Consider the following 5,781-nt stretch of genomic DNA (forward strand, 5'->3'; position numbering starts at 1 on the left):
TCGCGTTGACGCCCTCCTCCGCCTTGCAGCTGCACGCACCAGACCCCGCTCGGGTCGGCTGCAAGGCACCGGGTCTTACAGCCGGCCTGATCCAATCGACAGGCCCTAGGTGTGCTGTCCCGGCACGTTGGTGACACGCGCGTTGGGTGCTTGAACAGGTGAGGGCCTTCTGGGTTCGGTGTGGATTGCGACATCTACCGCCGACCGCAGGAGGCCCTCGTGTCCCACCGTAATGCCCCGCTGACGCCGCTTGTACTTGCGCCGGTGCTGTTGATCGTCAACCTGGCCGCCCGCTACGACAGTCCGCTCTCGGTGGGCCTCGGCGCCCTACTCGCCTTGTGGGCCGTGGCCGCGCTCGGCATCCTCGGCGGCCGCACCCTGGTGAGACACGTCCGGCTGCACCTGCTCACCAGGATCGTCGCGGTGGCGATGCTGGCGCTGGCCATCACCAGTTGGTACGCGGTGGTAGCCGGATGAGCCGCAGCCGCCGAAGCGGAAGGCAGCGATGCACGACGGGCGGGCGCGTCAGTCAGTCGGAAGCTTTGCCCAAGCTGGCACGAGCCTTGCGTTCGACAAGGACGGGGACGAAATCCCGGACGCGTCGATCACTGAAGGACGCGTGCGCAGCGGCAACGGCAGCCTCGACCTCGTCAGGGGTGTGGGTGTCGGTGTAGGTGCCCTTGAGACGCTCCGTGACTGCCCGGATGGCGTCCTCTTCCCGTGGCTCGATCGCCATACATCACCTGCGTAGAAGGGGTGGATGCAAGGCTCAGCTGGGACTCTGGCGCGGAAGAGCCGCGCCAAAACGATCATTGCACCCCGCCGACGGTATGTCGCTCGGAACCGGCCACGTCTGATGCGCCTGCAGTGCGGCACTCACCAAGGTCATGAGCAGGTCGATATCGCGGTCGTTGCTCAGGTGCAGCGTGATCCACGGCGAACCCGGCACGAGCTGGATGGCAGGTGAAGTCACGAGGTCGTCCTCAAGGCGCCGTATGGCCCGGGCCGTGAGGTGCAGGTCCACGTCCTGGTCCGCGTGGAAGTGGACGATCTCGTGTGCGGCCGCGCGCAGCGCACGGTCCCTACCGCAGCTGGCCGGGGCCTCGGCAAGCTCTGGCCAGCTCGCCAGTTCTCTCAGGGCTCGCGACGCCAACGTCATGCCGTCATCATGACTGGATCACACCCTGGACAGCAGAACGCGAGGAAGCCGTAACTCGACAGTTGCCTTGTATGTCCAAATGTTGATGCCGAAACCACCAGAGAACTCTGCTCTCTGCCCCTCGCGCGGAAGGTGGTTACCCACCCCCAACATCATCGCCCGGCGGGCTGCACCGCCTGACTGCGCGATCTGCTCCTTCTGCATCCCCTCGCTCACCGGAGTCGTCATGACCTTCGCCTACTCCTCCATCCGGACCCGTCTCGAAGACGGCGTTCTCTCCGCCACCCTCGACGCCGGTCCTCTCAACCTCCTCGGCGTCGACCTGGTCCGCGACCTGGTCTGCCTGGCCGACATGCTGCACACCGACCCCGGTGACGTGCGCGTCGTTGTCGTCGACAGCGCCTCACCGGACTACTTCTCAGCGCACGTGGATCTCTCGGAGGTCCCGCAGTACACCGCGGAGGCGGCCAAGGCCGGCGGCCCCGGTGACGCCTCACTCGGCATGTTCTTGCACAGGCTGGCGCGCGTCCCAGTGATCACCATCGCCAAGGTGCGCGGCCGTGCCCGCGGCGGCGGCAACGAGCTTGCCCTGGCCTGCGACATGATCTTCGCCTCGCGCGAGAACGCGGTCTTCGGCCAGTTCGAGTCCGGTACCGGCGCTCTGCCCGGCGCTGGCGGCACCCAGCACCTGGCCCGGCGACTCGGCCGCACCCGCGCTATCGAAGCCATCGCCGGAGCCGACGACTTCGACGCCGATCTCGCCGAACGCTACGGCTGGATCAACCGCTCCCTGCCCGACTCCGAACTGGACAGCTTCGTCGAGCGCCTCGCCAAGCGCATCGCCGGTTTCCCGCCCGAGGGGGTCAAGGCCGCCAAGCGCACCATCAACGACCTCACGCTGGCGGAACATGCACACATCCGCTCCGACGCCGCCACGTTTCAAAGCCTGATCGCCCTGCCCGAAACCCGCGAGCGCCTGGACTACCTGGCTGACCGGGGACTCCAGAGTGTGGGTGAAATCGAACGCGACCTCGGCACGGCCGTGGCAGAGTTCCGCCGCTGACACGCGCATCCATCCCTCAAACCCGCCCGTGACGTGCCTGGCCGGCAGCCACTGGAACTGGTGGCTCCCCTCAGGCGCGAACTACGCGTCCCGGTACGTCTCCAGCAACCGCAACCACACCTCACTCACCGTCGGGTAGGCCGGTACCGCATGCCAGAGCCGGTTCACCGGGACTTCCCCGGCGACCGCGATCGTCGCGGAGTGGAGGAGTTCACTGACTCCGGGGCCGACAAAGGTGACGCCACGGAGGATTTCCTCGTCGACGTCGACGATCATGCGGGCACGGCCGCGGTAGCCGTCGGCGTAAAGGCTCGCGCCGGCGACGGAGGAGAGGTCGAAGTCGACTGCGCGGACGCGGTGGCCGGCCTGTTCGGCTTCGGCGAGGGAGAGGCCGACCGCGGCGGCCTCCGGGTCGGTGAAGACGACCTGGGGGACGGCGGCGTGGTCGGCGGTGGCGGTGTGGGCACCCCACCGGTCGGACTCCAGGAGCGGGACGCCGGCGGCGCGGGCGGCGATGGCCGCGCCGGCGATGCGGGCTTGGTACTTGCCCTGGTGGGTCAGCAGCGCACGGCGGTTGACGTCGCCCACCGCGTACAGCCACTCGCTGCCCGTCACCCGGCAGCTGTCGTCGACCGGGAGCCAGGCGCCCGGCTCCAAGCCGATCGTGTCGAGCCCGATGTCGTCGGTGCGCGGAGCGCGGCCGGTGGCGAAGAGGATCTCGTCGGCCTCGATCCGATCGCCCTTGTCGGTGGTGACGACGACCGTAGGGCCGTCCCGCGTCACCGACTCCACCGATGTGCCGGTACGCACGTCCGCGCCGGCCTCCGTGAGGGCCTCGGCGACCAGTTCGCCGGCGAAGGGCTCCATGCGGGGCAGCAGGCCCTTGCCGCGGACGAGGACCGTGACCCGAGCACCGAGGGCCTGCCAGGCAGTGGCCATCTCGGCGCCGACGACACCGCCGCCGACGACCGCGAGACGACCCGGCACCGCTTGCGCACTGGTGGCCTCGCGGCTGGTCCACGGCTTGACCCGGTCCCGGTCGAAGCCCGGGATGTCGGGCACGACAGCGTGGCTGCCGGTGCAGACGGCGACCGCGTGCCGGGCGGTGAGCGTGTGCCGCTCGCCCTCGGGGCCGGTGACCTCGACCCTGCGCGATCCGGCGAGCCGGCCGTGGCCGCGGTAGAGGCGGGCGCCTGTGCCGTCGAGCCATTGGGCCTGGCTGTCGTCCTTCCAGCCGTGGGTGAAGGAGTTGCGGTGGGCGAGGACGGCGGGAGCGTCGAGGGGCCCCTGTACGGACTGGCGCAGTCCGGGTACCCGGCGGGCGTCCGCTCGGGTGATGGCCGGGCGCAGCAGTGCCTTGCTGGGGACGCAGGCCCAGTACGAGCATTCGCCGCCGATCAGTTCGCTCTCCACGACCGCCGTGGAGAGGCCGGCCGCGCGGGTACGGTCGGCGACGTTCTCTCCCACGGGTCCGGCTCCGAGTACCACGACGTCGTACGCGGTGGATTCCGATTCCGTCATGGGGCCAAGTCTGGTTGCTGGTATGCGCCGTGGCCACCCGGGGACATCGCTCGGCGGTCGTGGGACGGGGCCCGCGCCGCAGGAGGCGTCGGAGATGGGTCCGCACGGCCCGGCTCTGCGAAACTCTCTGGCTTGCTTGAGCCTGATGCACCCTGTGAGTCGGGTTCGGAGGGGGCCGGGTCACGGCGACGTGCCCCGGCTACCCGGCCTACTACCCCAACCTGCCCGGCCGGGCCGGCCGGCCCGGCAGAGAGATGGCAGTTCGCAACGATCGCTGCCCCAGCTGCTGCCTTGATCCGGACGCCGAAGCTAGCGGCATCCTCGCGGACGGCAACGAGCGCCAGGCCGACGAGGAGCCAGCCAAGGCCGTGGCCTTCCAGACCGCTTCGGCTCCGGCTCGGCAGCAACCGTGCAGTGGCGAAACGGGCCCGAGCATGCGGCTGTACGGATGCGATCACGGCCCGAAGGGGCGAGGCTGTTGCGTGTGGCCATGCTGCGCTGCCTGCCCAGTGGCGGGGCGCATCGGCGCTCCACGGTCGGGCTGTGCGCGAGTCCTCAGCATCTCTCAGCCACGTGCCTCTCCCCAGACCCCACGGAGACCGTCATGACCGCATCCTCTGGCGCCCTCGTTCTGGAGCCCGCGTCCCAGCAGTTCGCTGATGCCACGTCCCAGCCGCCGTTCCTGTACGAATTGGGGCCCGAGAAGGCCCGCAGGGTATTGGACGACATCCAAGCGGAACCGATCCAGAAGCTCGATGTCGATTCAGAGTGGATCACCGTTCCTGCCCATGTCGGCGATGTACGTGCGCGCATCGTCCGGCCGCTGGGCTCCTCGCCGCCCCTCGCCGTGGTTCTCTACATGCATGGCGGTGGATGGGTTCTGGGCAACGCCGACACCCATGATCGGCTGGTGCGCGAACTCGCGGACGGGGCGCAGGTTGCGGTCGTGTTCGTCGAGTACACCCGCTCCCCCGAGGCGCACTACCCGGTGGCGATCGAGCAGGGCTACGCCACCGCTCAATGGATCGTCCGAGAAGGCGCTGCTCACGGCCTCGACCCGGACCGCATGGCGGTAGCGGGCGACTCGGTCGGCGGAAACATGACGGCTGCTCTCACCCTGATGGCCAAGGAGCGCGGCGACGTCCGCTTCGTGCATCAGTCCATGTACTACCCGGTCACGGACGCCGACATGAACACCAAGTCCTACGCCGATCTCGCCACCGGCTACTTCCTCACCGCCAAGGCCATGGAGTGGTACTGGAACGCCTACGCGCCCGACCGCGCGCGGCGCAGCGAGATCACCGCCTCTCCCCTGAAGGCCGACCTCGACCAGCTCGCCGGTCTGCCACCGGCCTTCCTCCTCGTCGACGAGGCAGATGTCCTACGCGACGAGGGCGAGGCGTACGCGGCCAAGCTCCGCGCTGCGGGCGTCGACATCACCACGGTCCGTTATGATGGCATCACCCACGACTTCATGATGCTCAACCCACTCAGCGACACCCACGCCACCCGTGCCGCCATAGCCCAGGCCGTCACAGTGCTCCGCGACGCCCTGAGAAGTGGTGTCGCCTCCCCTTGACGCAGGGCCACTACGGCAGCCCGCATGAACCAGAGCCGGTGCCGGCCGGGCGGATCGAGCAGCACCAGGCCTCACCTCACGCACAGCTGAGCGGAGCCGGTCCATGAGGCATAGGGGCCCTTGTTCTGGCCGCGTCGGGCGCGGGGATGCTGGAGGGTAGCGCTGCCGATACCCGCGAGCCAGGATGCCTGCACGGACGCAGCATGATCGTGGCCTGGGATTTCGGGGCGCCCTGCGCGTACCGCGCCGGCACCGCTCACCTTCTGACTTCTCACCCGGCATCGGCGCCCTGAACCGCTCCGGCTCTGATGGAGGCTCGATTCCCTGAGAGGATCGAGTCATGGCACGTCCGTCCCCCTACCCTCTATGCGGCGAAGAACCGCGTCCCCAGCGCCCGGACGGTCCGTGACATTGAGCTGAAGACGCAGATCAGCCGCGTCCATACGGACAACTTCGGCG

General features: G+C 69.0%; 6 protein-coding genes and 1 pseudogene. 3 read left to right on the top strand and 4 right to left on the bottom strand.

What is annotated here, in order from left to right:
• Positions 1 to 267 precede the first annotated feature (267 nt).
• Positions 268 to 477 (top strand): annotated as a pseudogene (locus tag ACGFNV_RS46710) (TMEM165/GDT1 family protein); the annotation flags it as partial.
• A 52-nt stretch (positions 478 to 529) separates the two neighbouring features.
• Here the strand turns inward: ACGFNV_RS46710 and ACGFNV_RS46715 are convergent.
• Genes ACGFNV_RS46715 through ACGFNV_RS46725 form a run of 3 tightly spaced genes read right to left on the bottom strand, consistent with a single transcriptional unit; the run spans position 530 to position 1,387 of the window.
• Complete coding sequence (locus ACGFNV_RS46715) at positions 530 to 736, bottom strand: three-helix bundle dimerization domain-containing protein (protein ID WP_393631775.1); 207 nt, start codon at positions 734 to 736, stop codon at positions 530 to 532.
• 33 nt (positions 737 to 769) lie between these two features.
• Positions 770 to 1,159, bottom strand: a complete 390-nt coding sequence (locus ACGFNV_RS46720; protein WP_393631776.1) for a luciferase family protein — start codon at positions 1,157 to 1,159, stop codon at positions 770 to 772.
• Between the two features lie 18 nt (positions 1,160 to 1,177).
• Entirely contained in the window at positions 1,178 to 1,387 is a 210-nt protein-coding gene (locus ACGFNV_RS46725; protein ID WP_393631778.1) for a hypothetical protein, read from the bottom strand.
• Here ACGFNV_RS46725 and ACGFNV_RS46730 point away from each other — a divergent pair.
• Entirely contained in the window at positions 1,386 to 2,222 is an 837-nt protein-coding gene (locus ACGFNV_RS46730; protein WP_393631779.1) for an enoyl-CoA hydratase/isomerase family protein, read from the top strand. The genes ACGFNV_RS46725 and ACGFNV_RS46730 overlap by 2 nt on opposite strands.
• Positions 2,223 to 2,303: 81 nt before the next feature.
• Here the strand turns inward: ACGFNV_RS46730 and ACGFNV_RS46735 are convergent, their stop codons facing one another.
• The gene (locus ACGFNV_RS46735) at positions 2,304 to 3,743 is read right to left on the bottom strand and encodes a dihydrolipoyl dehydrogenase family protein (RefSeq protein ID WP_393631781.1); all 1,440 of its coding nucleotides are present in this window, start codon (positions 3,741 to 3,743) and stop codon (positions 2,304 to 2,306) included.
• Positions 3,744 to 4,347: 604 nt separating this feature from the next.
• Between ACGFNV_RS46735 and ACGFNV_RS46740 the strand changes: the two genes are divergently transcribed.
• Positions 4,348 to 5,322: an alpha/beta hydrolase gene (locus ACGFNV_RS46740; protein ID WP_393631782.1), complete on the top strand. Its 975-nt coding sequence runs from the start codon at positions 4,348 to 4,350 to the stop codon at positions 5,320 to 5,322.
• Positions 5,323 to 5,781: the final 459 nt, after the last annotated feature.

Origin of the sequence: Streptomyces sp. NPDC048751 (assembly GCF_043198595.1) — a bacterium.
In the GTDB taxonomy this organism is placed as follows: domain Bacteria; phylum Actinomycetota; class Actinomycetes; order Streptomycetales; family Streptomycetaceae; genus Streptomyces.

Bases quoted from the DNA above. Each gene is read 5' to 3' on its own strand.
- ACGFNV_RS46725 (WP_393631778.1), bottom strand. From the start codon at position 1,387: ATGACGACTCCGGTGAGCGAGGGGATGCAGAAGGAGCAGATCGCGCAG.
- ACGFNV_RS46715 (WP_393631775.1), bottom strand. From the start codon at position 736: ATGGCGATCGAGCCACGGGAAGAGGACGCCATCCGGGCAGTCACGGAG.
- ACGFNV_RS46740 (WP_393631782.1), top strand. From the start codon at position 4,348: ATGACCGCATCCTCTGGCGCCCTCGTTCTGGAGCCCGCGTCCCAGCAG.
- ACGFNV_RS46720 (WP_393631776.1), bottom strand. From the start codon at position 1,159: ATGACGTTGGCGTCGCGAGCCCTGAGAGAACTGGCGAGCTGGCCAGAG.
- ACGFNV_RS46730 (WP_393631779.1), top strand. From the start codon at position 1,386: ATGACCTTCGCCTACTCCTCCATCCGGACCCGTCTCGAAGACGGCGTT.
- ACGFNV_RS46735 (WP_393631781.1), bottom strand. From the start codon at position 3,743: ATGACGGAATCGGAATCCACCGCGTACGACGTCGTGGTACTCGGAGCC.